16 protein-coding genes are annotated in these 26921 nt (G+C 66.6%); 9 read left to right on the top strand and 7 right to left on the bottom strand.

What is annotated here, in order from left to right; translation table 11 throughout:
* Nucleotides 1–49: 49 nt before the first annotated feature.
* The 3 genes from zwf to ACERNI_RS06315 form a co-directional block, all read right to left on the bottom strand.
* Nucleotides 50–1627: a glucose-6-phosphate dehydrogenase gene (gene zwf / locus ACERNI_RS06325; protein ID WP_448832432.1), complete on the bottom strand. Its 1578-nt coding sequence runs from the start codon at nt 1625–1627 to the stop codon at nt 50–52.
* Nucleotides 1624–2655, bottom strand: a complete 1032-nt coding sequence (gnd, locus tag ACERNI_RS06320; protein WP_448832431.1) for a phosphogluconate dehydrogenase (NAD(+)-dependent, decarboxylating) — start codon at nt 2653–2655, stop codon at nt 1624–1626. The genes zwf and gnd overlap by 4 nt, the downstream gene beginning before the upstream one ends.
* A 369-nt stretch (nt 2656–3024) precedes the next feature.
* Nucleotides 3025–5856: a bifunctional transaldolase/phosoglucose isomerase gene (locus tag ACERNI_RS06315; protein ID WP_448832430.1), complete on the bottom strand. Its 2832-nt coding sequence runs from the start codon at nt 5854–5856 to the stop codon at nt 3025–3027.
* A gap of 558 nt (nt 5857–6414) precedes the next feature.
* On the opposite strand from ACERNI_RS06315, the gene ACERNI_RS06310 reads away from it, so the two are divergent.
* From ACERNI_RS06310 to ACERNI_RS06280, 7 genes are all read left to right on the top strand, one after another.
* Nucleotides 6415–7629, top strand: coding sequence for an ABC transporter substrate-binding protein (locus tag ACERNI_RS06310; RefSeq protein ID WP_448832828.1), 1215 nt, complete (start codon nt 6415–6417; stop codon nt 7627–7629).
* Nucleotides 7630–8180: 551 nt separating this feature from the next.
* Complete coding sequence (locus ACERNI_RS06305) at nt 8181–8606, top strand: MaoC family dehydratase (RefSeq protein ID WP_448832827.1); 426 nt, start codon at nt 8181–8183, stop codon at nt 8604–8606.
* A gap of 485 nt (nt 8607–9091) precedes the next feature.
* Nucleotides 9092–10021 carry an SDR family NAD(P)-dependent oxidoreductase gene (locus ACERNI_RS06300; protein ID WP_448832429.1) on the top strand — a complete coding sequence of 310 codons (930 nt, stop codon included), beginning with the start codon at nt 9092–9094 and terminating at the stop codon, nt 10019–10021.
* Between the two features lie 331 nt (nt 10022–10352).
* Nucleotides 10353–11555 (top strand): acetyl-CoA C-acyltransferase, encoded by a 1203-nt coding sequence (locus tag ACERNI_RS06295; protein ID WP_448832428.1) that lies wholly within the window; start codon nt 10353–10355, stop codon nt 11553–11555.
* A gap of 232 nt (nt 11556–11787) precedes the next feature.
* Nucleotides 11788–12351 carry a hypothetical protein gene (locus ACERNI_RS06290; RefSeq protein ID WP_448832427.1) on the top strand — a complete coding sequence of 188 codons (564 nt, stop codon included), beginning with the start codon at nt 11788–11790 and terminating at the stop codon, nt 12349–12351.
* A gap of 364 nt (nt 12352–12715) precedes the next feature.
* Nucleotides 12716–13072 carry a GCG_CRPN prefix-to-repeats domain-containing protein gene (locus ACERNI_RS06285; protein WP_448832426.1) on the top strand — a complete coding sequence of 119 codons (357 nt, stop codon included), beginning with the start codon at nt 12716–12718 and terminating at the stop codon, nt 13070–13072.
* A gap of 428 nt (nt 13073–13500) precedes the next feature.
* Nucleotides 13501–14547: an NAD(P)H-dependent flavin oxidoreductase gene (locus ACERNI_RS06280; RefSeq protein ID WP_448832425.1), complete on the top strand. Its 1047-nt coding sequence runs from the start codon at nt 13501–13503 to the stop codon at nt 14545–14547.
* Between the two features lie 11 nt (nt 14548–14558).
* On the opposite strand, the gene ACERNI_RS06275 is transcribed toward ACERNI_RS06280, so the two are convergent.
* A complete protein-coding gene (locus ACERNI_RS06275; protein WP_448832424.1) occupies nt 14559–15767 on the bottom strand; it encodes a GTP-binding protein in 1209 nt (402 codons plus the stop codon).
* A gap of 362 nt (nt 15768–16129) precedes the next feature.
* On the bottom strand, nt 16130–19417 hold the full coding sequence (treS, locus tag ACERNI_RS06270) for a maltose alpha-D-glucosyltransferase (RefSeq protein WP_448832423.1): 3288 nt from the start codon (nt 19415–19417) through the stop codon (nt 16130–16132).
* 924 nt (nt 19418–20341) lie between these two features.
* Between treS and otsB the strand changes: the two genes are divergently transcribed.
* Both otsB and otsA read left to right on the top strand, forming a co-directional pair.
* Nucleotides 20342–21145 (top strand): trehalose-phosphatase, encoded by an 804-nt coding sequence (gene otsB, locus ACERNI_RS06265; RefSeq protein ID WP_448832422.1) that lies wholly within the window; start codon nt 20342–20344, stop codon nt 21143–21145.
* A 277-nt stretch (nt 21146–21422) separates the two neighbouring features.
* Nucleotides 21423–22841, top strand: coding sequence for an alpha,alpha-trehalose-phosphate synthase (UDP-forming) (gene otsA, locus ACERNI_RS06260; RefSeq protein WP_448832421.1), 1419 nt, complete (start codon nt 21423–21425; stop codon nt 22839–22841).
* A 182-nt stretch (nt 22842–23023) separates the two neighbouring features.
* Here otsA and ACERNI_RS06255 read toward each other — a convergent pair whose 3' ends face one another.
* Together ACERNI_RS06255 and ACERNI_RS06250 are read right to left on the bottom strand one after the other, a co-directional pair.
* The gene (locus tag ACERNI_RS06255; RefSeq protein WP_448832420.1) at nt 23024–24553 is read right to left on the bottom strand and encodes a DEAD/DEAH box helicase; all 1530 of its coding nucleotides are present in this window, start codon (nt 24551–24553) and stop codon (nt 23024–23026) included.
* A gap of 497 nt (nt 24554–25050) precedes the next feature.
* Nucleotides 25051–26679 carry a peptidoglycan-binding protein gene (locus ACERNI_RS06250; RefSeq protein WP_448832419.1) on the bottom strand — a complete coding sequence of 543 codons (1629 nt, stop codon included), beginning with the start codon at nt 26677–26679 and terminating at the stop codon, nt 25051–25053.
* Nucleotides 26680–26921 lie beyond the last annotated feature (242 nt).

Genomic DNA, 26921 nt, shown 5'->3' with positions numbered 1-26921 from the left:
TTTGACAGTTTGGCAAAGCGGCGGGGCCGGATGTGCATCAGGCGAAAAACTACAGCAGCGGGCGCCAGGCGCGTCCGTCCCGCGCGATGAGTTTGTCGGCTTCCTCCGGCCCATCGGTGCCGGCGGGGTAGGTCGCCAGATCCTTGCCGCCGTCCCTGGCGCCATCCTTGCCGCTATCCTTGCCGCCTTCTTTGGCTCCAGCCTTCTGGGCGTTGGCTTTCGCCCAGGCCTTCTGGAACGGCTCCACCGCCGCCCAGCCAGCCTCCACCGCGTCGGCGCGCTGGAACAGCATGCCGTCGCCGGCCATGCAGTCATAGATCAGCGTTTCGTAGCCGGTGGTGGGCGAGGCGTCGAAGAAATCGTCATAGCGGAACGTCATGTCGACGCCGCCGATCTCCAGTTCCGGCCCCGGCACCTTGGCGTTGAAATGCAGCTTGATGGTTTCGTCGGGCTGGATGCCAAGCACGAGGAAGTTCTGGGCGAGGCGGTCGACCGGCGTGTTGCGGAACATGCTGAACGGCGCTTCCTTGAACTTGATCGCCACCTCGGACTTGCGCACGCCCAGCGCCTTGCCCGTGCGCAGGTAGAACGGCACGCCGGCCCAGCGCCAGGTGTCGACCATCAGCTTCATCGCCACATAGGTCTCGGTGGCGCTATCGGGCGGGACATCCGGCGTTTCGCGATAGGCGGTGACCTTCTGGCCGCGCACCACGCCGCCCTCATAGGCGGCGCGCACCGAGTTCTTCAGCGCTTCGGCGGGCGTGTACTGGCTGATCGCCTGCAACACCTCCGACTTGGCGGCGCGCACCGCCGGCGCGTCGAAACGGGCCGGCGCCTCCATCGCCACCAGCGACAGCAGCTGGAACATGTGGTTGGGCACCATGTCGCGCAGCGCCCCGGTGGCGTCGTAGAACTTGCCGCGCCGGCCGACGTCGACGGTTTCCGCCACGGTGATCTGCACATGGTCGATGTGATTGCGGTTCCACAGCGGCTCGAACAGGCCGTTGGCGAAGCGCAGGATCATGATGTTCTGGACCGTCTCCTTGCCGAGATAATGGTCCATGCGGAAAATCTGGTCCTCCTGGAGGGTTTCCAGAAGCGATTCGTTCAGCTTGCGGGCCGAGGTGAGATCCGTGCCGAACGGCTTCTCGACGATCACCCGCCGCCAGGCGTCGCGGGTTTGGGCCACCAGGCCGCTCTGCCCCAGCGCCGTGACGATCGGCGCGAAGCCGGAGGGCGGCGTCGCCAGATAGAAAATGCGGTTGCCGCCGGTGCCAATCTCCGCTTCGACCTTTTCGATATGGGAATTGAGGCGGTCGAAGCTGCCTTCCTGCTCCGGATCGGCCTGGACATAGCTGACGTTCTTCAGCACCCGGGCCACGGTCTTGCGGGTGAGCGGCCGGGTGGAGAACTGCCGCAGCGCCTCTTCCAGCGTCGCGCGGAAATTGTCGTCGGTGTCCTCGCCGCGCGCCACGCCGACGAGGGCGAAGCGCTCCGGCATCAGGTCCGTCGCGGCCAGATTGTAGAGCGCCGGCAGCAGCAGGCGGCGGGTCAGGTCGCCGGATGCGCCAAAAATGACGAAACAGCAGGGATCGGGATGGGCCTGCTCGGCGGGATCAGCGTTCATGCGCTGTCTCCCTGGTCGCGCGACACGGCGGCGTTGTCGGAGGCGCTGGGCTTGCCCGGCGCTTCGACATGGCCGCCGAAGCCCTTGCGCATGGCCGAGAGCATCTTCTCGGCGAAGGTGTGCTCCTGGCGGGAGCGGAAGCGGGTGTAGAGCGCCGCGGTCAGCACTTCGGCCGGGGTCGCCTGTTCAATCGCCGCCTGGATGGTCCAGCGGCCCTCGCCAGAATCGTCCACATAGCCCGAGAAGCCTTCGAGCTTGCCGTCGCTTGCCAGGGCGTCGGCGGTCAGGTCAAGCAGCCAGGAGCTGACGACGCTGCCCCGGCGCCAGACCTCGGCGATGTCGGCGAGATCGAAGCTGAAGCGCTCGTTGTCCGGCCGGACTGGCGCGTCGGCGGATTTCAGGATGTCAAAGCCTTCGGCGTAGGCCTGCATCATGCCGTATTCGATGCCGTTGTGGATCATCTTGACGAAATGTCCGGCGCCGTTGGGGCCGGCGTGCAGATAGCCCTGCTCGACGCGCGGGTCGCGGCCGTCGCGGCCTGGCGTGCGCGGAATGTCGCCGAGGCCAGGAGCGAGGGCGGCGAAGATCGGGTCGAGCCGGTCAACCGCCTCCCTGTCGCCGCCGATCATCATGCAATAGCCGCGCTCCAGGCCCCAGACGCCGCCGCTGGTGCCCACGTCCACGTAGTGCACGCCTTTTTCGCGCAGCGCCCCGGCGCGGCGGATGTCATCGCGCCAGAAGCTGTTGCCGCCGTCGATGACGATGTCGCCAGGCGACAGCAGGTCGCCGAGCTGCATCACCGTGTCTTCCGTGGCGGCGCCGGCCGGCAGCATCACCCAGACGGCGCGCGGCGCCTGCAATTTCTGCACCAGATCGGCGAGGGAGCTGGCGCCGACGGCGCCTTCGCCAGCCAGCGTCGCCACCGCCGCTTCGGCGCGGTCATGGACGACGGCCTGATGGCCGTGTTGCATGAGCCGGCGGACGATATTGCCGCCCATGCGGCCGAGCCCGATCATTCCAAGCTGCATAAGACGTCGCCTTTCTCCGAAGCGTTTCCAGCGAAGTGGACTTCAGTTCGCGTGATGGAGAACGCGTCGATTCAAATTCTGGCTTTCAGGGTATCGGAAACTGCTGCATGCGCAGGCCTGGCGGCATCCCCATCCGGGGAGGCAGGCGCACAGGGCGCCCGCCATTTTTTGAGCGCGGTGCGTTCAGGATAAAACGCATCGCGCCCTATCTTTTCATGCCGCATGATTTTTCGCGGGCAAGCGGTATCCACCAGTCCGCATCATGCTCTGGAGGCATTTCCGATCAGAACGGATCGAAAAAGCCTCCAGCGTTCTTTGTCTTGAGCGAATTCGGATCGATCAGACGCCTCCGTCTGATCGGAAAGCGCTCTAGCGAACCGCTTCAGTGATCTGCCGCAGACCTTCCGCGATGTCGCCGCTGATGTGGACGCGGAGGACGCGGCGGCCGCGCTCCTCCAGCACGGCCAGATCGCCGGCGGCCTGCGCCGCCTCGACCTGCGCGAAGCTGAGCTTGCGCCCCGGCACCGGCAGGTCTCCGGCGTGATCGGCGGTGATTTGCAGGAACACGCCGGTGTTGGGTCCGCCCTTGTAGGCCTGGCCGGTCGAATGCAGGAACCGTGGCCCAAAGCCGAGGCAGGTGGCGACGCGGCGGCGCTCCAGCAGCGCCTTGCGGGCGCCCTGCAAGACCTCGGCGTTCGCCTCGTTGCGGTCCAGATAGGCCAGCAGCGCCACGTAATCGCCAGGGGCGGCCCGGCTGAAATGGGCGTTGAGCGCGCCGGCAAGGCCGCCCGAGCGGGCGCCGCCGGCGATGTCGCCGGCGCCGGCGGCGTCGGCGTAGAGCGTGAACTGCCCGACCTGCGCCGTCGGCTGCTGGACAGGGAGGGCGCCGGTCTGCTCGATGGCGGCGCTCAGCTCGCGGGTCCTGATCTTGCTGGCCTCCACGTCCGGCTGGTCGAACGGGTTGATGCCGATGACCGCGCCAGCGACCGCCGTGGCGATCTCGAAGCGGAAGAACTCCTGGATGATGCGATCCGGAGACGCGACGTCGATGCGCGCCACCGGGTGGCCAGCGCGCTCCAGCGCCGCCACGAACTCATCCTGGGCCAGGTTCGAGGCCTTGCGCAGCCGCAGATAGATGAAAACCCGATCGGCGCCATAGGCCGACAGATCCGCCGTCGGCTCGTTGTCGACCGGAATCAGGCCCTTGCCCTGCTTGCCGGTGGATTCGGCGATGAGTTGCTCCGCCCAGGCGCCGAAGGTGCGGATGGCCGGCGAGGCGATCAGCGTGACCTTGTCACGGCCAGCGCGGCCGGCGGCGCCCAGCATCAGGCCAAGTTGCACGCCCGGGTTGTCGGCGGGCGGGGCGTCCGGCCCACAGGTCCAGGCCATGGTCTGGGCGTTCTGCAGGAACATCCGCAGGTTCATGCCGGTGACGGCGGCGGGCGCAAGGCCGAAACGCGACAGCACCGCATAGCGGCCGCCGATGCTGGGCTCGCCATGGAACGTGCGCCAGAACGAGGCGGCCTTCGCCGCTTCCTCCATGGAGGAGCCAGGATCGGTGATGGCGACGAAACGGCTGCCAACCTCGCCGCGCCCCAGGGCGGCGGCGACCTTCTCGTAGAAATAATCCTTGAGAATGTTTGGCTCGAGCGTGCCCCCCGACTTGCTGGCGACGATGAACAGGGTGCGCTTCAGATTGATGCGGGCTTCAATCGCGGCGATCTGCTCCGGGTCGGTGGAGTCTATGACATGCAGCCGCGCGGCGCGGCCGGGGGCGCCGAAAGTCTGGGCCAGCACCTCCGGCCCGAGGCTGGAGCCGCCCATGCCGATCAGCAGCGCGTCGGCGAATTCCAGCTCGGCCACGTCCCGCTGAAACTTGATGAGTTCATCAATGCGGCCGGTTTCGGTTTCGACCACGCGCAGCCAGCCGAGCCATTTGTCCTCGCCCGAGTTGGTCCACAGGCTGGCGTCGCCAGCCCACAGGCGGCGGATGGCGCCGGAGGCGCGCCAGTCTTCGGTGAGGCCAGAAACGGCGTCGGCCAGATCCTGCGGCAGGGCGAGGCTCTGGGCGTTGACCTTGTCGCCGAGCGCGGCGAGGCGTTTGCGCGCCACCGAGCCCAGCAGCTTGTCGGCGGCGTCGGCGAACAGGCGCACGCCGTCGACCACCAGCTCATGGGCCACCACTTCAATGTCGATCCCCAGGTCGGCGATGGCGCGCATCACCGCGTCCGCCCCGCTGACGTCCGCCTCCAGGGTGTAGGCGACGTGGCCGTGGTCGCGGAAAGCGTCCATGGTGGCCGGCGGCATGGTGTTCACCGTGTCCGGGCCGATCAGTTCGTCGATGTAGAGAACGTCGCTGTAGGCCTTGTTCTTCGTGCCTGTGGAGGCCCAGAGCAGGCGCTGCGGTCGCGCGCCGGCGGCGCGCAAATCATCGAAATCCGGCCCGAACAGGCGCTTGTAGCGCTGGTATGCCTGCTTGCCATTGGCGATGGCGACCTCGCCGCGCAGGGCGCCGATGCGCTCCGCGTCCGCGGGCGCCGCGGCCATTTTCGCCTCAAGCAGCTTGTCCACCGCCACGTCGATGCGGCTGATGAAGAAGCTGGCGACGCTGGCGATCCGGCTGATGTCGCCGCCCTTGCGCAGCCGCTCGCGCAGACCATCGATATAGGCGATGGCCACCTGCTCGTAGGCGGTTTGCGAGAACAGCAGGGTGACGTTGATATTGATGCCTTCGCTGATCAACGTGCGGATCGCCGGCACGCCCGCCGCCGTCGCGGGCACCTTCACCATCAGGTTGGGACGGTCCACTTCGGCCCAGAAACGGCGGGCCTCGGCGATGGTGCCTTCGGTGTCGTTGGCGAGATAGGGCGAGACCTCGAGGCTGACGTAACCGTCCGCGCCGTCGGTCGAATCATAGACCGGGCGCAGCACGTCCGTCGCCCGGCGGATGTCCTGCATCGACAGGTGATCATAAAGCGTGGAAACCGACGCGTCGTCGCCGGCGAGAAAGCTGGCGACCGCGGAATCATACTCATCGGTGTCAGCGATGGCCTTCTCGAAAATGGCGGGGTTGGAGGTCACGCCGCGCAGGGCGTCCTGGTCAACGAGCCGCTTGAGGTCGCCCTTCTCGATGAAGCTGCGGGCGAGAAAGTCCAGCCATGCAGCCTGCCCGAAATCTGACAGCGTTTTGAGTGGGTTCATGCGATCGCTTTCTTTCCGGTCTTTCCAGACGCGTGAGACGCTCCCGCCAGGGAGCAGCTCCGGGAACGCGCTGTCTGGACATCGTTCAAATCATGCGATGTCCAATGCATCCGATTCCTGACGCCAAAACATGACAATGGGAGGGCCGGGCGCACATGTCGAGGGGCCCGGCGCGATCACAATATTAGGGCCGCTCCGGCCTCCCGGCAAACGGACCCGGATCGGCGCCGGCTCCGCCAAAGGGCGGTCTTCGCGGGCGAAACGGCGGGAAGGCTTACAACGATGGTTTAAATTGACCGCCATCCGGCTCTGCGACAGTTTGGATAGAAAGAGGGGCGTTGACAGTTGGCGCGCATGTATTTCGCGCGCGACTGTTTCTCAGGCCTCCGGGAAATCTGGACAACGGGTGATGAAAGCTGGCTCCAGGCCATGACGGTCTTTGGGCCATCAATGCTTTTTGACGTTGCCGGTAGTGCGACGCCAGGAGGGAGTGCTGTCGTGAACAATGAACGGATTTATTCAGGCAAGTCGTGGAAACGGCCTCTTGCCTCGCGCCGTCTGGTGCTGGCGGGAGCGCTGCTGGGCGCGGTGTCCCTCGCCGCCATCGGGGCTGGCGAGGCCAGCGCGCAGGGTGCGATTCCCATCAAGATCGGCGTGCTCAACGACCGTTCAGGCATCTATTCGGACGTGACCGGCGAAGGCTCCGCCGTGGCGGCCCGGATGGCGGTGGAGGATTTCAAGGCGGCCGAGAAGGGGCTCAAGGTCGAGGTTCTCACCGGCGACCACCAGAACAAGCCTGACGTGGGTTCGACCATCGCCCGCCAGTGGATCGACCAGGACGGCGTCGATGTCATCGCCGACGTGCCGACGTCTTCCGTGGCGCTGGCCGTCAATGAGATCGTGCGCGATAAAAACCGGGTGCATCTGAATTCGGGCGCGGGATCGTCTGACCTCACGGGCAAGAACTGTTCGCCCAATACGGTGCACTGGACCTATGACACGGCGGCCCTTTCCAATGGCACCGCGCGGGCGATGATCAAGCGCGGCGGCGACACCTGGTTTTTCGTCACCGCCGATTATGCCTTTGGCCACGCGCTGGAGCGCGACGCCTCGAATGTCATCAAGACTTCGGGCGGCAAGGTGCTGGGCTCGGTGAAGCATCCGCTCAGCAACGCCGATTTCTCCTCGCAATTGCTGCAGGCCCAGGCCTCCAAGGCGAAGGTGGTGGCGCTGGCCAATGCCGGCGGCGACACCATCAACGCCATCAAGCAGGCGGGCGAGTTTGGCCTGACCAAGGGCGGCCAGGCGCTCGCCGGCATGCTGATCTTCTCGTCGGACATTCATTCGCTGGGGACCAAGACCGCGCAGGGCCTGGTGCTGACCGAGGCGTTCTACTGGGATCTCAACGACAAGACCCGTGATTTCTCCAAGCGCTTCGGGGCAAAGTTCGGCGGCAAGATGCCGACCAGCGTCCATGCCGGCGTTTATGGTTCAGTGCTGCATTACCTCAAGGCGGTCGATGCGTTGAAGAGCAAGGATCCGAAGGCCGTGATGGCCAAAATGAAGGAGACGCCGATCGACGATCCGCTGGTCGGCAAGGGTTACATCCGTCCCGACGGCCGGGCCATCCACGACATGTACCTCTTCGAGGTGAAGAAGCCTGAGGAATCGAAGGGCGAATGGGATCTGTACAAGGTGCTGGCGACCATCCCGGGCGAGCAGGCTTTCCGCCCGCTTGATGAGGGCGGCTGCCCGCTGGTGGCGAAGAAGTAATGCGCTTGAGCAGGTCGTCCTGACGCGTCAGGAGGCTGGAATGACGGCGGCGGCATTGGCCGCCGCCGTTGTTGTTTGCCGACCCTGGCGCGGCCTGGAGCCGTCAACAGCTGGAAGATCTTGCGGGCCTGGTCTTTGGACGAAGATGGGGAGCTGACGGGTTTTTTCGGGGCGGGGGCTCATGTATGCCGGTCAGGCGCGGCGGGGGCGTCCTGCGCGCCGCAGCGGGTTGCAATCCAGCTGCTGGACTTGGGGTCCTGGACCTGGGTCCTGGGCTTGTGCCGTGGATCTGGGCCGTGGATCTGGGTCGTGGACTCGGGATTTGGTATATTCTATGCAGGATTTGCAGCGGCGGGCGGCGGCTTTCTCCGGGGAATGCTTCCCTCACAGGGGACGCGCTCCAGGCCGCCCCGGACGCACGAGCCTGTCAGAAAATGCCTGAAATGGGCGAGATGAGGCCCTTGGGAGGAAACAACATGACCAATGCAGCAGCACGCACGGACAATTCGGCCGGAACCAAGGTCGAGCTGACGCCTGACGAACTGGAAGCCATGGTCGGCAAGGAAGTCGGCGTGTCGCGCTGGATCGAGGTTGATCAGAAGCGCATCGACCAGTTCGCTGACGTGACCGAGGACTGGCAGTTCATCCACGTCAATCCGGAGGCCGCCGCGAAGACGCCTTTCGGCTCGACCATTGCCCACGGCTTCCTCACCATGTCGCTGATGGTGCCGATGTCCTATGAAGTGCTGCCGGGCATCAAGGGCCGCACCATGGGCGTCAACTACGGCCTCGACAAGCTGCGCTTCCTTGCGCCGGTCAAGTCGGGCAAGCGTGTGCGCGGTCGCTTCGTCCTCAAGGAATTCACCCGCAAGTCGCCGACGCAGATTCTGCTCAAGCACGAAGTGACGGTGGAGATCGAGGGTGAGGACAAGCCGGCCCTGATCGCCGAATGGCTCGGCATGAGCTTCATCAGCTGAACCAGGAAATCATGTGAATTGGGGCGCATCCATTGGCCGTGGGTCTGGTCATGGCCAGGAAGCGCCCCGCCTCGCGTTTCGGCGCCTCATGCGCGCTGCTCGCGCGCCCCGGCCTGCATCCAGGGCCAGGCTTGCGGGACGTCGCGGCGGGGGCAGGCCGGTCAGGCGGGGCGTTGGTTTTCCGCCATTTCGGCCTCACGCATTCGCCCCGTTTCCCGCCTTCACGGATTATGCATTCCCGGTTTTTGCTTTTTCGGTTCATGGCTCCTTCTGGCGTGTGATGACGTTGGGGCCCGAAGGAACCATGAACCGGGAGGCGCATCGCGGCGTTGCGGCCGCATCAGCATTTCCGGTCAGCAGCGCAACGAAAGCTGATACATCAGGCGCGTCGCCGGTTTTCCGGCCGGCGGCGTGAACCCGGCCGCGGGCGGCGTATGGCAACCGTCACGCCAGATGCGGCGACAGGATCAGGGATCTGAAACAAGATGAGCATCCGTTTTGACAATCGCGTCGCCATCGTGACGGGCGCAGGCAACGGCCTGGGGCGCTCGCACGCGCTGGCGCTGGCCGCCCGCGGCGCGAAGGTGGTGGTGAACGACTTCGGCGGCGCCCGCGACGGCACGGGCGGCAGCACGGCGGCGGCGGAGAGCGTGGTGGCGGAAATCGTCGCTGCTGGCGGCGAGGCGATCGCCAATGGCGCCGACGTTTCCAATATGGCCCAGGTCGAGGCCATGGTCGCGGAGGCGAAGGCGAAGTGGGGTCGCGTCGACATCCTGATCAACAACGCCGGCATCCTGCGCGACAAGACCTTTTCCAAGATGACCCTTGATGACTTCTGGAAGGTCATCGACGTGCATCTGATGGGCACGGTCAACTGCACCAAGGCGGTGTGGGAGATCATGCGCGAGCAGAACTATGGCCGCATTCTGGTCACGGCCTCGGCCTCGGGCATCTATGGCAACTTCGGCCAGGCCAACTATGGCGCCGCCAAGGCCTCGATGCTTGGTCTGATGAACGTGCTGCACCAGGAAGGCGCGTCGAAGAACATCCGCATCAACACCCTGGCGCCGGCCGCCGCCACCCGCATGACGGAAGAGCTGATGGCTCCCCAGATGCTGGCGATGATGACGCCGGAAATGATCTCGCCGGGCGTGCTGTATCTGGTCAGCGAGGATGCGCCCTCGAAGGTCGTTCTTGAGGCGGCGGCTGGCGTCTACGCCCAGACCCGCATCTACCAGACCCGCGGCGCTTACCTGAAGCCGGAAGAGAACACGCCTGAAGGCGTGGCGGCGCACTGGGCCGAGATCACCAGTCCGGAAGGCCAGCGCGAAGTGTCCGGGGCCGGCGAGCAGACGGCGAACTTCGTCACCCTCGCGGCCGCCGCCCAGGGCATCGCGCTGCCCAAGCGCGGCTGAGGCTTTTCCCGCGAAGTGACGGTCGCTTCGCGGGCAGAAGATGGGTTGGAGCAGTTTTCGATCAATCTGGATCGCAAACGGCTACAGCCCTCCCTGGTTGAGCGAATTCTGGTCGGAAAGCGCTCCAATGCAGGGAAAGACTCTGGCATTCGCTTCCGGATGCGTGGATCTTGCCCTGATGCACAGGGACGTGAGGAAGCGGACGCCTGTTGCACAGCGCCCGCTTCACCCAAAAGTGCTATAGCGTGACAGCGGAAAAGATGGGAGACGCGCCGGAAGCATCATCCCGCGCATCATCCCACCCCACTTCAACGAACTGGAGGAAGACGCCATGAGAGAGGCAGTCATCGTTTCAACGGCGCGCACGCCCATCGGCAAGGCCTATCGCGGCGCGTTCAACGACACCCAGTCGCAAGAGCTGGGCGGGCACGCCATCCGGCACGCGGTGTCGCGGGCAAAGGTCGACCCGGCCGAGATCCAGGACGTGGTGATGGGCGCCGCCATGCAGCAGGGCGCTCAGGGGCTCAATGTCGCCCGCCAGTCCGCCATGCGCGCCGGTCTGCCGGTGACGGTCGCCGGCATGTCGCTCGACCGCCAGTGCGCCTCGGGCATGATGGCCATCGCCACCGCCGCCAAGCAGATCATTTCCGACGGCATGGACGTGGTGGTCGGCGGCGGCCTCGACTCGATCTCGCTGGTGCAGAACGACAAGCAGAATCACTATCGCGCCCGCGATCCGTGGCTGGTCGAGCATCTGCCGGCCATCTACATGAGCATGCTGGAAACCGCCGAGACGGTTGGCGAGCGCTACAAGATTTCGCGCGAAGCCCAGGACCGTTACGCCGCCCAGTCGCAGGACCGCACCGCCGCCGCCCAGGCCGCAGGCAAGTTCAAGGACGAGATCGTTCCACTCGCCTCGGTCATGAAGGTGCAGGACAAGGTCTCTGGCGAGGTCAAGGACGTCGCCGTCACCCTGGACAAGGATGAGGGCAACCGCCCTGGCACCAGCTATGAGAACCTTGCGCAGCTGCAGCCGGTGTTCAAGGGCGGCATGGTGATCAAGGAAGGCAAGCACATCACCGCCGGCAATGCCTCGCAGCTGTCCGACGGCGCCTCCGCCGCCGTGCTGATGGAATCGCGCCTCGCCGAGAAGCGCGGCCTGCAGCCGCTCGGCATCTATCGCGGCATGGCCGTCGCTGGTTGCGAGCCGGACGAGATGGGCATTGGCCCGGTGTTCGCCGTGCCGAAGCTGCTGAAGGCCCATGGCCTGAAGGTCGAGGACATTGGCCTGTGGGAGCTGAACGAGGCCTTCGCGGTGCAGGTGCTGTATTGCCGCGACCAGCTCGGCATCCCGGATGAACTGCTCAACGTCAATGGCGGCGCCATTTCGATCGGTCATCCTTACGGCATGTCCGGCGCCCGCATGGTTGGCCACGCGCTGATCGAGGGCAAGCGCCGCGGCGCCAAATACGTCGTCTGCACCATGTGCGTCGGCGGCGGCATGGGCGCGGCCGGCCTGTTCGAGGTCGCCTGACTTTCCACGCGTCCCGCGTCCCCAGGTACGGGGGCGGTGACGCGCGATGGAAGCGAGCAATTCTGGCGCCGGCCTGCAAGGGCCGGCGCCTTTTTTACATCCAGAGTTGTGTGTGGCGCCCATGTCAGGGGCGCGCCTGCTTGCCAGAGATTGCCGACGGTGTGATCGTCGGCGAGGGCAGGCAAGGGAATTCTCCCGCCGCCCTGAACAATGACGCACAAGGAGAGTCGCCATGAGCGGAACGCCGCTGGACATTGATCCGCAGCCGGCCAGCAAAGCCAGTTTCTGGGCGGCGCAGGCGCCTTACGTGATCATGTTGCTGCTGGTGTTCGCGGGCATGGTTCTGACCAGCCTGACGCCAGGCTTCTCGGCCATATACTGGCAGATCACGGCGGTGGCCTTCGCAGGCGTCTGCATTGTCAGCGAATGGGGCGCGCAGGTCTATCGCGGCGACAAGATCGCCATGGCGGTCCGCCAGGGCGCGCACTGGCTGATCATCATCATCGCCATGCGCACCCTGTTTTACCACGACGTGATGTCGGCGATGACGCCGATGGCGCTGGGCCTCGCGGTGTTGGGCCTGCTGGCGATCGGCACGCTGCTGGCCGGCGTGCATCTGGCGTCGTGGCAGATCGGCCTGGTTGGCCTGCTGCTGGCGCTCGCCATTCCTGGCGTCCTCTGGCTGGAGCGAATCTCGCTGCTGCTGACCGCCGCCGCGGTGACCATTGCCTGCATCGCCGGCGTGTATTTCTGGCAAAAGCGGAAGTCGACGCGCGGGGGTTTCGGACAATACTGATGGCGAATTTCTGGCGCGGCGGTCACGGTGATGTGAAAACTGGCCGGACGCCTCGAATTGTATCAGCAAAATCAGTGTAATATGGCTGGACGGTCTGCCTGTGAATATGTCCGTCAGCCGCACACTGATGGCATAATTTCGCCAGGCGAGCTGCTGTATGTTCGGTGTTGCAGGCAATGCAAAGACGCGCCGGGAGATGCAGGCAAAATCTGGTCAGGCCAGATCGGGATCTTGCTTCGCTTTTCCGGGATTTCACGTTTCCTGACATGAGGCGGTTTCTACTTCACAGGAGAGGGGCCGGGCGGCGGGCGCTGCTCCCGCCAGGCGGCTGTGTTCGCGTTGCCACGCATCTGGAGGTCAGAGAATGACAGGATTTCGTACCTTGCTGGTTTCCGCCTGTGCGTCAGTCACGCTGGGCGGCGCCGCAATGGCCATGCCTGCCGCGCCGGCGCCCATGGATGGCCCGGCGCATGTGGAGCTTGCGGCCCAGGGCTGTGGACCTGGCTGGGGCCGTGATGCATGGGGCAACTGCCGTCCCATGGGGCGGCCGCCAGGCTATGGCCCGCGGCCAGGTTATGGTCCGCCGCCCTATGGTTACGGGTTGCCGCCCTACGGCTACCGTCCGCCGCCGCCGGCGTATGGTTATGGCTACCGTCCGCCGCCGCCGCGCTGCTGGTGGCGCACCGACCCATGGGGCCGTTCCGTGCGAGTGTGCCGTTAAGGCGCTTTCCGTCAGGAAGATGCGCTCAGTCCCGGTGTTGGCGCGCCTCCGGCGAACTGCGGTCGCCAGAGCGCGCCATGCGCTTTCCCCGTTTGACCGGGACCATGGCGCGTCAGAATGCGCATGCAAAAGGAAGACGGTGCGCGCGCCGGCCAGAAACGTCTGGCCGGCTTTTTTGATGGCGGGCTCGCGTCAAAATCCGCCAAAACTGGACCAGGGTGGAATGGTCCGGGGTGGAGTGGTCCGGTGGTGCGGATCCCGTGCATGCTCCCGCCGCAACGGCTTCATGACAGGGCTCCGCCGCCGCGGCCCACGTCGCGCGCCAACGCCGCGCGGGCGAAGGCGGATGACGGCGGCTGCGTTTCCGGCCTATCCTCGCGCCGGCCGGGAGGACGCGTGAGTCATCCCGAAAATGGGGGGGTGCGGTGATGCAGGCGATTGTTCCGGGTGTAATCCATCCCATCATCCAGGCGCCCATGGCCGGGACGGCGACGCCCGCGCTGGCCGCCGCCGTTTGCAACGCCGGCGGTCTTGGATCGCTTGGCATCGGCGGCAGCAGCATCGCCGACGCCGCCCGGATGATCGCGGCGACCCGGGAACTGACCGGGCGGCCGTTCAACGTCAACGTGTTCTGTCACCAGCCGGCGCGTCGCGACGCGGCGCGGGAGGCGGCGTGGCTGGCCTGGCTGGCGCCGCTGTTCGCGGAGTTCGGGGCCGAACCGCCGGCGACGCTGGCGGAGGTCTATCCCACATTCACCGGCAATGACGCGGCCACGGCCATGCTGCTGGAGCTGCGCCCCGCTGTGGTGAGCCTGCATTTTGGCCTGCCGGCAGCGGGGCAGCTGGCGGCGCTGCGCGCGGCCGGGATCAGCATTTTCGCCACCGCGACCAGCGTGGCCGAAGCGCAGGCCCTTACAGCCGCTGGCGTCAACGCCATCGTCGCCCAGGGCTATGAGGCTGGTGGGCATCGCGGCATATTCGACCCGGATGGCGATGACGAACGCCTGACGACTTTCGCGTTGATCGGCAAGTTGTTGGACGCTGGTTCTCCGCCGGTGATCGCAGCTGGCGGGCTGATGGACGGGCGCGATATCCGCCGGGCGCTGGAGGCGGGCGCAGCGGCGGCGCAATTGGGCACGGCTTTCGTTGGCTGCCCGGAATCGGCGGCGGGCGCCGGATACCGCAAGGCGCTGGCCAACGCGGGGCGCGACGCCACCACCATGACCAGCGCCATTTCGGGCCGGCCGGCGCGGGGGCTGATCAACCGCCTGGTCCGCCATGGCGCTGCGGCGGGCGCGCCGCCCCCCGCCGACTACTCGCTGACCTATGACGTGACCAAAAAGCTGTTCGCTTTGGCGGCGGCTCGCCAGGCCGATGGCTTCGGCGCCTGGTGGGCGGGCGCGGCTGCTCACCGCGCGCGCGCCTTGCCGGCGGCGGAGCTGATGCAGATGCTGCTGGCTGAAATGGAGGCGTAGGGAGCGTTCGTCTACGCTGCCCGTCGCCACGCCGGAAACGGGTCTGGCAGGGCGCGCCATTGCGGATTGTCGAGCCCGCCGCTTGTGGCCGGCGCGAGCGCGGCGGCAAGCGCCGCGCGCATGGCCGCTTCATCCATGCCGACGCCGATGAACACCAGCTCCTGACGCCGGTCGCCATAGAGCGGGTGCCAGCGCTGCTGCACGGCGGCGCGCCATTGCGGGTCGCCTGGCCAGCGCGCCGGTGGGGTCGCGGCCCACCAGACGCCCATGCCGGAGGTTCGGCAGACAGCGCCGGCGATCGACAGTTCGCCGCACCAGTCGGGGCGCGTCGCCAGCCAGAAATGCCCCTTGGCGCGCACGAGGCCGGGCCAGTCGCGACGCAGGAAATCATCAAGGAGCGCTGGCGCGAACGGCTCCGGGGCGCGGAAGACGAAATGGCCGACGCCATATTCCTCGGTTTCCGGCGTGTGGTCGGCGAAACCGTAGAGCTCCTTTGCCCACATGGGATGGCCGTGGGCCTTCTCCAGATCGAACAGGCCAACGTCGAGCAACTCGTCTGGCGCCACGACGCCATGCGACGTCTCGATGATGCGGGCGTCCGGGTTGAGCGCGCGCACGGCGGCGCGCGCCTGGCGCACCTGCGCCTGTCCCGCATCGCCGGCCTTGTTGATGATCACGATGTCGGCGAATTCGATCTGGTCGACGATCAGGTCAGCCAGGGTGCGGTCGTCGCCGCTGCCGGCGGTTTCACCACGATCGGCCAGCAGGTCGCGGCCGCCAAGATCGCGCAACAGGTTGAGGGCGTCGACCACCGTCACCATGGCGTCGATCCGGGCGATGTCGGCGAGGCTGCGTCCGTTCTCATCACGAAAATCGAAGGTGGCGGCGATGGGGAGGGGCTCGGCGATTCCCGTGCCCTCGATCAGCAGGCAGTCGTAACGTCCATCGGCGGCGAGGCGGGCCACCTCCTGGAGCAGGTCGTCGCGCAGGGTGCAGCAGATGCAGCCGTTGGTCAGTTCGACGAGCGCCTCGTCCGTGCGGGAGAGATTGGCCCCGCCATTTCGGACCAGGTCGGCGTCGATGTTCACCTCGGACATGTCGTTGACGATGACGGCGACGCGCCGGCCGGCGCGGTTGTTGAGAATGTGGTTGAGCAGGGTGGTTTTGCCGGCTCCGAGAAAGCCGGAAAGCACGGTGGCCGGCAGCCGTTTGTCGATCATCGCTGTCATCCAATATGTGTAATGTTATAATATTGCATAACCAGAACGACTTTGACCGTCAACAGTGGGGAAAGGCATGGGAGACCGGCGGCAGGCGGCAGGCGGCAGGCGGCTAGTCGGGCAAATGGCCCTGGCATTTGCAGGTTTGATGGCTTGCCAGTCCGCAGGGCCCCCTCACGTACAGCCGCATCACGCCGCTCGCGTTGCCGGCGTCCATGGCTTTCGTCATGGATAAAGTTCAGGTTGTGGCCGCGCCGTTGTTGCCGATGGCCGGATCAGGTCCGGCCACCAGGGCGGGTTGGGGATGCCGCGCCAGGCGAAAGGCGCGCGTTGGATTTGCGCGCGCTGCCCCGATCCTTGGGTCAGGCCAGGCCGCCATCGCCCTGGTCGATCAGGTCAATGACGCCCTTGACGGGAATGTGCAGAAAGTCGGGGCGGTGCTCCAGCTCGTGATTGATTTCGTGCAGCGCCTTGGCCAGCAGGCAGAGGCGCAGCAGGCGCTCGCGCGCCGCCGCATCGGGAATCCACAGCGGCGCGCTGCGAATGGCGGCGTCGTAGCTTTCGCGGAGGCTGGCGGCTGACAGGTCGCGCCAGCTCCGCGCCGCCGCCACCAGCTCCGCGTCCACATGGGCGATGCGCCGGGTGACGTTGTGCAACACCGTCTCTGTGACATAGGACACCGAACGCAGCATGCTGGCGAGGTCGCGCATGGGCGTGGTCTTGCGGCGGCGCTCGGCCACGGGCCTGTCGGCGCGGCCCTCGAAATCGACGATGAAGACGTCGGCCCGCTCGATCAGGAACTGCCCCAGGTGCAGATCGCCGTGGATGCGCATGCAGACGCCCTGCGGCTCCGCGCCGGCAAGCGCGGTGAGCAACTCCAGGCATGCGCCTTCCCGTTCCAGCAGGCCGCTGACCAGCAGCGTGTGGTCCGCGCCGCCGGCGCGCGCCGGCCCAGGTTGCGCAAGGAGCTGGCGCAGACCCGCGAAAGCCTTTTCCGCCTGTTCGTGAGCGTCGCGGGCGATGGCGTCCACATCGGCGCCGGTCATGGGCGCCGGGGCGAAATCCGGATCGCTGGTCTGGCGCGCCAGGGCCGCGTGCATCTCGCCGACGCGCTGGCCGATGGTGTGGGCGTAGTGGCCGAAGGATTCGAAGGCCTGCTCGGGCGAGGGGCGATCCTCCACCGGCAATTGCGCCAGATGCTCGATCTCGCGCTGCATCACGCTGGTGGCCACGTCCCAGGCGTCGCCCTGGTTGCGCACATATTCCTGTAGCAGGGCCAGGGTGGTCGTCACGCCGTCGGCGGCCACGTGGCGGACGCTGCCGAGATAGCGGGGCGTGTGGGTGAAGCCGGCGACCCCGGTGAGGTAGCGGCACATTTCCTCCTCCGGGTGAACGCCCTGCTGCAGCCGCCGGTAGAGCTTCAGCACCATGCGCGCGCCAAGCGCCAGCGAGGTGTTGCTTTGGTCCAGCCGCATGCGCGACAGGTCGTGCGGGTCCAGTTCCGGCGCATCCTCCAGTCCCGCGCCGCCGTGGAATTCGATGGCGCCTCCGTGCATGCCGGGACTGCGGGCATTGTCGCGCATGGCCCTGACCATGCCGATGACGAAGGCGGGGGCAGCTTCAGCGCCATACAGCAAACCCATCCGGGCGCCGCGCCGCAACCGCGCGATGGCGTAGGGCAGCAGCGCTTCGTTTTCGCCGTTCTCATCGACGGCGAGGGGGATGAAATATTGCCGCTGCTCGCCGCTGCGCAGGGTCACGTCGACCAGCGACAGCATCAGGTTGCCGTCGGCGGCCCCGGGCAGAACGGCGGCGTCGCGCACGGCGGTCGCGTCGATGCGCAGGCGCGAGCCGGTGAACCAGCGGCGCGCGCCCAGATAACGCGGCAGGGATTCGCGGGTTAGAGCCTCACCTTCACGGCCCTCGAACAGCCCCTGCGGCGCGCCGGTCAGCACCAGGGTGAACAGTTCGGGGGGCGGGCGGGGCCCAAAGCGGTCGTCGACCACCGCCGCCGCTTCCATGCGGAACCAGTAGAAGCCGTAGGCGGGCAAAGTGATCTGGTAGGGCAGGTCGCTGACTGGCGGGAATTCGGCCCCGCCGCCCATTTCCACCAGACGCCAGCCAGCCAGTTCCGGCAGCTCGATTTCGGCGGCCTGGGGAGCGCGCGACAAATTGGCCACGCACAGGATGGTCTCGCCCTCGAAGGCGCGCAGATAGGCCAGAATTTTGCGGTTGTCGGGATAGATGAAGCGCATGGAGCCGCGACCGAAGGCGCGGGTGTTGCGCCGCGCCGCCACGATCCGCTTCATCCAGTTGAGCAGGCTGGAGGGATTGCGACGCTGGCTCTCCACGTTCACAGCGTCGAAGCCATAGACCGGGTCCTGAATCGCCGGCAGCACCAGCCGGGCGGGATCAGCCCGGCTGAAGCCGCCATTGCGGTCTGGCGACCATTGCATGGGCGTGCGCACGCCGTCGCGGTCGCCGAGGTAGATATTGTCGCCCATGCCGATCTCGTCGCCGTAATACATCACCGGCGTGCCGGGCATGGAGAGCAGCAGGCTGGTCAGCAGCTCGATCTTGCGCCGGTCATTTTCCAGCAGCGGCGCGAGGCGGCGGCGGATGCCGAGATTGAGGCGGGCGCGGGCATCGGCGGCGTAAATGGTCCACAGATAGTCGCGCTCCTGCTGCGTCACCATTTCAAGCGTCAGCTCGTCATGGTTGCGCAGGAAGATCGCCCACTGGCAGTTCTCGGGAATATCCGGCGTCTGGCGCAGGATGTCGGTGATCGGGCGGCGCTCCTCGCTGGCCACCGCCATGTACATGCGCGGCATCAGCGGGAAGTGGAAGGCCATCTGGCATTCGTCGCCCTCGCCGAAATATCTGGCGATGCCCTCGGGCCAGAGGTTGGCTTCCGCCAGCAGCATGCGGTCCGGGTAGCGCATGTCGATGAAATTGCGGATCTGGCGGATCACCTCATGGGTGCCAGGCAGGTTGTCGCAACTGGTGCCCTCCGCCTCGACCAGATAGGAGATGGCGTCGAGCCGCAGGCCATCGACGCCCATCTCGAACCAGTATTCCATGATCTCGATCACCGCCTCGAGCACGCGCGGGTTCTCGAAATTCAGGTCTGGCTGATGCGAATAGAAGCGATGCCAGTAATAGGCGCCGGCCGTCGCATCCCAGGTCCAGTTGGATTTCTCCACGTCGCAGAAGATGATGCGCGCGTCTTTGTAGCGGTCTTCCGTATCCGACCAGACGTAGAAATCCCGCCAGGGCGAGCCGGGCTTCGCGGTGCGGGCGCGCTGGAACCAGGGGTGCTGGTCCGAGGTATGGTTGATGACCAGCTCGGTGATGACCCTGAGGCCGCGGGCGTGCGCTTCGCGGATGAAGCGGCGGAAATCGCGCATCTGGCCAAAGGCGGGATTGATGCCGCGATAATCGGCGATGTCGTAGCCGTCGTCGCGCTGGGGCGAGGGGTAAAACGGCATGACCCAGATCGCCGTGGCGCCCAGTTCGCGAATGTAGTCGAGCCGCGCGGTCAGACCGACGAAATCGCCCACCCCGTCATTGTCTGAATCGAAGAATGACTTGACGTGCACCTGGTAAATGATGGCGTCACGGTACCAGTGGATGTCATCGCGATCGATCATGTCGTCCTCACTGCTGGCCCCGGCAGTGGCCAGGGGCAAGGCAGGCCAGGGGCAAGCCAGGCCCGACAGGGCAGGCCAGGGCGCGGCTCACTGGCCATCCGGGCCCGCTGTCCGCCGCCCCGCGCCGGATGCGGCCCGGGGGCGCGTGTCTCCGGCCGATGGGGCCCGCTCCGCATCCCTCCGCAGGGGCGTCTTCCCACAGGGGCGTCCGCCCGCAATGGGCTTCCGCAAGGGCATCTGGCATGAATGTATCCAGCCCAAATATGGCGAAACATTCAAGTCAGCTTTCGGGATCAGAAAATAATTGGCGATGACAATCCCGCCGGTTTCGCAGGCGGATGCGGCGCATGTTTGAGCGAATTCGCCCCATACGGCGCCGGGTGTGAAACAAAATTGTTGTCACAATGCTGGGGTATGGTCATGATTGCGCCGGATAGAACATGGTTCGCGCCAGATGTTGTTTTTCTGCTGCGGCCCGTCTCTGGGCGGATGCTGTCGCACCGCGGTGCGCCAATTTTTGCGTGTGTCCATTCGCCCGTTTCCGGACGTCAACCTTTCATTCGGCGTGCGATTGCTGCGCCATCGTCGCCAGAAACCGGGATGGCAAGCCGCCAGGGGCAATTTTAAGGAAGGCAAGTTTCCAGAAAGGGAAGTTTCCAGAAAGGGAAGTCTCCAGGAAGGGAGGTTTCCAGGCATGGGGGGACAGGAAGGGAAGACGCAAGACTCTCCCGCCCTGTCGCGCCCGGCGTCCGCAGGTCTGCTTTGATCCGCGACGCGCGACGCCCTGGCGCCGATTTCTCGACGCGGTTTCCCAGACACGGTTTCCCTGACGCGGTTTCCCTGGCGCGGATTGATATAACAGGAGGATTGGGCGCGGCGCGCCAGGGCGACAATGTTGCTCCGGCGCTGCGCCAGAAAGAGCTCATGAAGAATTTTGCCCTCGACGGCGCTTCCCATGCGCTGTTTTTCGATATCGACGGCACCCTGCTCGATATTGCCGCGCGACCGGACGAGGTTAGCGTCCCGGCTTCGCTGAAAACAGGTCTGCAACAGCTTACCCGCAGGTTCGGCGGCGCGCTCGCCCTGGTCAGCGGCCGCAGCGTGCGCGATATCGACCGCCTGTTTGGCGATCTGAGGCCGCGCGCTTCCGGCTGTCATGGCGGTGAGTTGCGTCTGCTGCCGGGCGGAGAGGTGTTCATGGCCGCCAGCGGGCGGCTGCCGGCGACGATCATGGAGAACCTCAAGCGCGTGGCCGCGGCGCATCGCGGCCTGCTGCTTGAGGACAAGGGCGTGTGCGTGGCCGTGCACTATCGCGCCGCGCCAACCCTGGGCGCCGCATTGCGCCGTGAACTGGAGGCGATCATCGCCCGCAGCGGTGAAACCGGGTTGACGGTGCTGCCAGGCCGGCTGGTTTACGAAATCAAGCGCAACCATGTCGACAAGGGCACGGCGGTGGAGGCGTTCATGCGCCTGCCGGCTTTCGCCGGGCGCCAGCCCGTGTTTATTGGCGATGACATCACCGATATCGCCGCTTTCGCGCGGGTGAAAAACCTGAAGGGCGGCATGGCCTGGTCGGTGGGGCGCGAACTGGCGCCGGCGACGCGCATTTTTGATGACGCCTCTGACGTGCGGGCATGGATCGACGCTGAGGTGCGGGCGGAAATGCAGCGGGGGCCCGCTGTCGCCACGCGGTTTGGGGCAGACGCACCCAACGCCAGGCTTGCGTAGCTGTGCGGCAATTGGGCGATTTGCTGAAATTTTCCCGGCGGGGTTGCGGAACAGCCGCCGGGGCCAAACGTTAAGCTAAAGATGCCAGGCGCGTCCCGAGAGGGAACCCGGCTGTCTGCCTTCCGGTCTTGCGGGCAATTACCGCCGCGGACGCATGGCGATCTGGACGCGACCTGTTGTTGTCGCGGTTCTTGTGCAGCCTGCGGGAAGATGCTGGCGCGGCGACGCCTCCGCCAGCGCGTTGTGTTCACGAAAAACAGGAGCAGGAGGAAACGCCTTGTCGCGCCTCATCGTCGTATCCAACAGGGTTGCGGCCCCCACCGGCGGAAAGCCCCAGGCTGGCGGCCTTGCGGTGGCCGTTCACGCGGCGCTGAAAAATCGCCCCGGGCTTTGGTACGGCTGGAGTGGACGCGTCGCGGAGGATCCTGACCAGCGGCCCCAGATGATGGCGCGCGGCGGCGTCTCTTACGCCGTCACCGATCTCTCAACGGCGGATTATCAGGAATATTACAGCGGGTTTGCCAACCGGGTGCTGTGGCCGATCCTGCACTACCGGGTCGATCTGGCCGAATTCTCGCGGCTTGATCTCTCCGGCTACATGCGGGTGAACGCATGGTTCGCCCGGCAGGTGTCAGAGATTCTGGAGCCGGACGATGTCGTCTGGGTGCATGATTACCACATGATGCCGCTGGCGCGGTTCCTGCGCGAACGGGGCCACCGCAATCGCATGGGCTTCTTCCTGCACATTCCGCTGCCGCCGCCGGAAATCCTGCACGCCCTGCCGCGCCACGCCGACGTGGTGGGGGCGCTGACCGATTTTGACCTGGTTGGCTTCCAGACCCCCAATGATCGCGACAATTTCGCCCGCTACCTCCAGGAAGCCGGCGGCGTCGGCCGCATGGGCAACTCGCAGTTTGACATCAACGGCCGGCGCGTGCAGCTGGGCGCCTTTCCGGTGGGCATCGACACCGGGACGATGATGAAGGCGGCGCGGCGCGCCTCGTCCTCGCGCTTCGTGCGCGAACTGAAGGGCAGCCTTGGCAATGCGGCGATGCTGGTCGGCGTCGATCGCCTCGACTATTCCAAGGGCATAGCCGGACGGCTGGACGCCTACGAGCGCTTCCTGGCGGAGAATCCGGAGTGGCGCGGCAAGGTCAGCTATGTGCAGATCACCCCCAAGAGCCGTTCGGATATCCCCGAGTACATGGATATGGACCGGCAGGTGAGCGAGAAGGTCGGCCACATCAACGGCGCCTGGGGCGACGTGTCATGGACGCCCATCCGCTACATCAACCAGAGCTATTCCCGCACGGCGCTGGCCACCATTTACCGCTGCGCCCGCGTTGGCCTGGTGACGCCGCTGCGCGACGGCATGAATCTGGTGGCCAAGGAATATGTGGCCTCCCAGGACCCCAATGATCCGGGCGTGCTGGTCCTGTCGCGGTTCGCTGGCGCGGTGCGCGATTTGCGCGAGGGGGCGCTGGTGGTCAATCCGCACGAAATCGAAGGCATGGCTGCGGCCATCCGCCAGGCGCTGGAGATGCCGCTGGAAGAGCGCAGGGCGCGCTACATCCGGATGATGCGCGTGTTGAGAAGCCAGGACATCAACGCGTGGGCGGCCGATTTCCTTGAAGCGCTGGAACAGCCGGCGGCGCGGCGCAGCCTGACGAACAATCTGCGGGCGATGTTCATGTGACGCGGGAGGCCGGTGGGCCCGTCCCATCCGGAGGCGTCAGCCTGCCAGTAGTTTCTGCCGGTCAGCAGTTTCTGCCTGCCAGCAGTTCTGGCCGGTCGCGCGCCTGGGCCTGTCAGGACCTGAAAACGAAAAGGCGGCGGGAATGCCCGCCGCCTTTATCATGTGCGCCCGTGCAGGCCGCTTCAGGAGCGGTTGCCGCGTGGGCCGTTCATGAAGCCGATGCCGGCGAGATCGCCGCCGTGGCCTTCCTGATGGCGACCGCCTTCGCGGCGCGCGCCAGGCTGGCCGCGTCCCTCTGGGCGGGCGCCCCGGCGCGGCGCGCCATTGCGGCCGGCGTTGTCGCGGCCATGACCCGCGGCGGCGCGGGGCGCCGCCTGCTGCTCACGGCCTTCGCCGGCCGGCGCGGAGCGGCGACCGCCGTTGCCTTGTCCACCGTGGCTCTGGCCGCCATTGCCTTGTCCGGCGCCGCGACCACGGTTTTCCTGGCGCTGGCCGCGCTGGTTGTCGCCGCGACCGGCGCCCTGGGGGCGACGCTGCTGCTGCTGGCGCGGCGGACGCGGCGCCTCAGGAGCGATCTCGGCGTCTTCGGTGGCGCGGGGCTCAACCGGGATCGACTGGCGGGTCAGACGCTCGATCTGGCGCAGCAGGCCGCGCTCCTCGCGGTCAACCAGCGAGATCGCCGAGCCGCTGGCGCCGGCGCGGGCCGTGCGGCCGATGCGGTGCACATAGGTTTCCGGCACGTTGGGCAGTTCGAAATTGACGACGTGGGTCACGCCGTCCACGTCAATGCCGCGCGCGGCGATATCGGTGGCAACGAGGATGCGGGTCGAGCCGTCCTTGAAGCCATCGAGGGCGCGCTGGCGCTGACCCTGGCTCTTGTTGCCATGGATCGCCGCCGCCGTCAGGCCGGCGCTCTCCAGATGGCGCACCACCCGGTCGGCGCCGTGCTTGGTGCGGGTGAACACCAGGGTGCGGCCGTCGCAGGTGTTGGCCAGCAGATGGGCGAGCTCGACGCGCTTCTGCGCCGCATCGACGAACACCACCTTCTGCGTCACCCGCTCGGCGGTGCTGGACACCGGAGCCACGGCGACGCGCTCAGGGTTGTCGAGCATGTCGGCGGCCAGGGCCGCGATCTCCTTCGGCATGGTGGCCGAGAAGAACAGGGTCTGGCGCTGCTTCGGCAGGGCCTTCACCAGTTTGCGGATGGAGTGGATGAAGCCCATGTCCAGCATCTGGTCGGCTTCGTCCAGCACGAACACCTTGACGCCGTCGAGGCGCAGGGAGCCGGTCGCCATATGGTCGAGCAGGCGGCCGGGGGTGGCCACCAGCACGTCAACGCCGCGCTGCAGCATCTGGGCCTGGGGGCCGTGCGAGACGCCGCCGAACACGGTGGCGACCGAAATGCGCATGTGGCGCGAATAGGCGCGCACGGAATCGGCGATCTGGCCAGCCAGCTCGCGGGTCGGCGACAGGATCAGCACGCGGCACTGGCGCGGCGGCGTCCGGCCCTTTTCGTCGGCGAGATTGTGCAGGATCGGGAGGGTGAAGGCAGCCGTCTTGCCGGTGCCGGTCTGGGCGATGCCCATGAGGTCGCGACCGGCCATGACGTGGGGGATTGCCTGCGCCTGAATCGGCGTGGGATTGGCATAGCCCTCGTCAGACAGCGCCGAGAGGATCGGCGCCGCAAGGCCGAGTTCCTTGAAAGATGTCAATGTAAAGCTTCCGGGGCCCTTGGTCGCGCGGGATGCCGCGGGACACAAAGAGCCGTTGCGGAGCGCCCTGCGTGTGGGGCGTCCAGAAATTGGGCGTCGGCGGGGCGAAGCGGGACCGAGCGAAATCCGGTCAAACCAGACCGGCGTTTTGCCCTGTCTCTTCAGATGACGCATTTGTGGAAAATGCTTCAGAAGCTTCACGCACGCGGCACGCACGCCGCAGGCCGCATCAGGCGGCTACGACGCGGCATGTGCGACTTTTGGGCTGAAATGTCAAGGGACAGGGCCGCTGGCTCCCCTCCGGGATGGCTTGTGGAGCCGTTTTCCGTTTTGTGCGAACCCCGACCGGCCAGACGATATAGCCCACATCCGGAGGCGTCCTGGAGCGCTTTCCGATCAGACGGAATCGTCTGATCGGTTGGAATTCGCTCAAAAGACGGAATGCAGGAGCCTTTTCCGATCCATTTTGACTGGAACCATTTTGACTGGAAAAGGCTCTAGCGGGCGAGGCAGGACACCGGAGCGAGCCGGGCCCGCCAGCGGGCGACGATGGCGCCGGCGCCTTCTGGCGCGCCGCCTGCCGGCGCTGCGGCCTGCGGCGTGACGCCAGCGTCGGCGAGCAGGCGCCGGACGCTGTCGACATTGGCCAGCGCATGCCCGGCGGCCAGCGTCACGCCGGCAACAACCGGCGCGGGCGCCAGGCTGGAGACGACGCCGGCGATGGCGCCGGTCCGGTCCAGCGCCAGGGCGCCGGCGCCGCCAGGCTGGAGCGCGGCGTTGACCCCGCCGGCCTGTCCGGCCTCAGGAAGCTGGCCCGGGATCACGGCAAGCTGCGGCTTGCCAGCCGGGTCCGCCGTCCAGGCGGCGAGCACCAGACTGCCGCTGGCCTGCCCATCGCCAGCCGGCGCAAGCGTGACCGGACCGGCGTTGGCCGGATTGACGCCAGCGGCGGAAACCAGGCTGAGGCCGCTCTGGCGGTCGCTGGCGGTGACTGTGGCGGGCGCTTCGCCAAGGCGGATGTCCTTGCAGCCGCGCAAGGCGGCGGTGGCGGTGAGGGCGCGGCCGGGTGCGATCAGCAGGGCTGTGCCGACGAGTGGGGACGCCACCGCCGCGCCGCCGGCCTGTTGGGCTGCATGGACGCCAGGACCTGTCTGGGCTCCTGGACCTGCTTGAACCCCTGGACCTGTTTGGCCGCCTGACGAAACGGTTCCTGACGGGATCGCCCCAGGCTTGCCCGCAAACGGGACGAAGCTGTTGGCGATGGCGATGGTCACCCGGTCCATCGCCGCTGCGTCAGTCACCGGATAAACGAAGGTGAAGCCGCGCAGCCCGTCCGGTCCGGCGGCGACGCGGGTGAAGAAGCGGCGGGAGCCCTCATCGCCGGTGACCACGGTGAAATCCGGCCGCAGCAATTTGTAGGTGACCTTGCGGCCAGGCGCGGCGCCAGTGGCGCGGGCGAACCAGGCGGCCAGGTCGCCATCCTCCGTCCCGCCAGCAAACAGGGTTAGCGCGGCCGGGGTCCGTGACGACGACAGCCGGGTGCGGCCAGGGGCGCTTTCCTTGCGGTCAAACAGGCGCGCGGGTGCGCCGATGCGCGCGCCCGTGGCGGCGTCATCGATCAGCGTGAAGCCGACGGCGCCTTTCTGTCTGTTGGCGGCGGCGCGCAGCACGGCGAGACCTGGCCCGGCGATGACCGCGCCGGGTTGCAACAGTTCGCGCTTCTCAAAGGCAGCCATGGCGTCGGCGGTGCGCTGGCCGAAGGCGCCGTCGGTCACGCCATTGTACAGGCCAAGCCAGACGAGCGAATCCTGCACCGCCTTGCGATCGGCCTCAGGCAATGCCTCCCACCGTTCCCGCTGGTGCTGCAACTGCTGGGCGCGTTCGGCGGCCGCGACAGGGCGCTGGATCTCCTTGCCCTGGACCTGGGCCTGGACCTTGACCTGGGCCTGAAGCGGTTGGGCGTCCAGCGCCAGGCACAGGCAGGCCAGATTGAGGCTGGCAAGGCTAATGCAAGGAAGGCTAATGCGAGGAAGGCTGGCGCAACCAGGGCTGATGCTGCCGAAGCGGGCGCCTGCCGGGCGCGCCGCCTCGCGGCGCTTGCGGATGAGCGCTCCTGTCTGGCGCATGCCGTTTTCCTTTCCAGCCGTGGCCTGACCCGGTCGTGAATCTGGTCCGCCTGGAATCAACCAGCCGATGCGCAAGAGGTCAATCGCACGCCGGCGCCAGGGGGCTCACGAGGCGGTTACGCATGGTTCCTGGCGGAAGCGCCCATGCCAGAGCGCCCGGTGTCTCGCGTCGCGGATCGCGAGCAAGCTGGACACGGGAAACCGGGCCTGTCGCCTGTGCGCGCTCTTGTGGCGATCGCCGG

This window comes from Camelimonas sp. ID_303_24, from assembly GCF_053543495.1.
Note: the sequence above shows the minus strand (reverse complement) of the source record. Positions and strands in the feature narration are given on the sequence as shown.